Here is a 592-nt window from a genome sequence, read left to right as displayed (position 1 = left end):
CGCCTATGTCAACGATCCGAGTTTAAATGAAGTAGACGAAGACTTCTTCCCAACCAACACCCAAGTGGTTTGGTTAAGACTAGACAGTAACGCCCAAGGCAACTTCTGTTCAACCATCACCCCAATAGAAATCATCGTCGAACCCAATCCAGAGCTCAACCCAATAGGACAACCCTTTGGTTATACTTTATGCGAAGGCGAGCCTACGCAATTACCCAGTGCAGAAGAAATCGCTTTTAGTCTGTACGATGCAACCAATGGCAGTCCATCAGAAATCATTCCTGTACTCGACCCAGCCAATGAAAACCAAGACCAAGCCAATTACGAATACAGCTTCCACTTAAGCGAAGCCAATGCTGAAGCAGGAACCAATGCCTTAGGCGCAGGATACGAAGCCAGCAATGGACAAATCCTGTACTTGAGAGTAACCCATATCGTAACCGGATGCTACAACATTGATAATATTGCTGAAGTAGAAATTACCATTGAGCCTAGACCCGAGATCACGGATGAAGAACTCACCCCAATAGTAGTATGTGCCGATGAGCAACAAAATAATGCAGACCAAGCCGACAACCAAGAAGTAGCTACG

General features: G+C 45.6%; 1 protein-coding gene. It reads left to right on the top strand.

The annotated features are described in order from the left end of the window. On the top strand, positions 1–592 hold a 592-nt coding region (locus IEV72_RS13595), incomplete at both ends, for an FIDD domain-containing protein (protein ID WP_188459664.1).

It is taken from the genome of Psychroflexus planctonicus (assembly GCF_014640195.1).
In the GTDB taxonomy this organism is placed as follows: Bacteria; Bacteroidota; Bacteroidia; order Flavobacteriales; family Flavobacteriaceae; genus Psychroflexus; species Psychroflexus planctonicus.
This window is presented reverse-complemented; position numbering and strand designations above follow the sequence as displayed.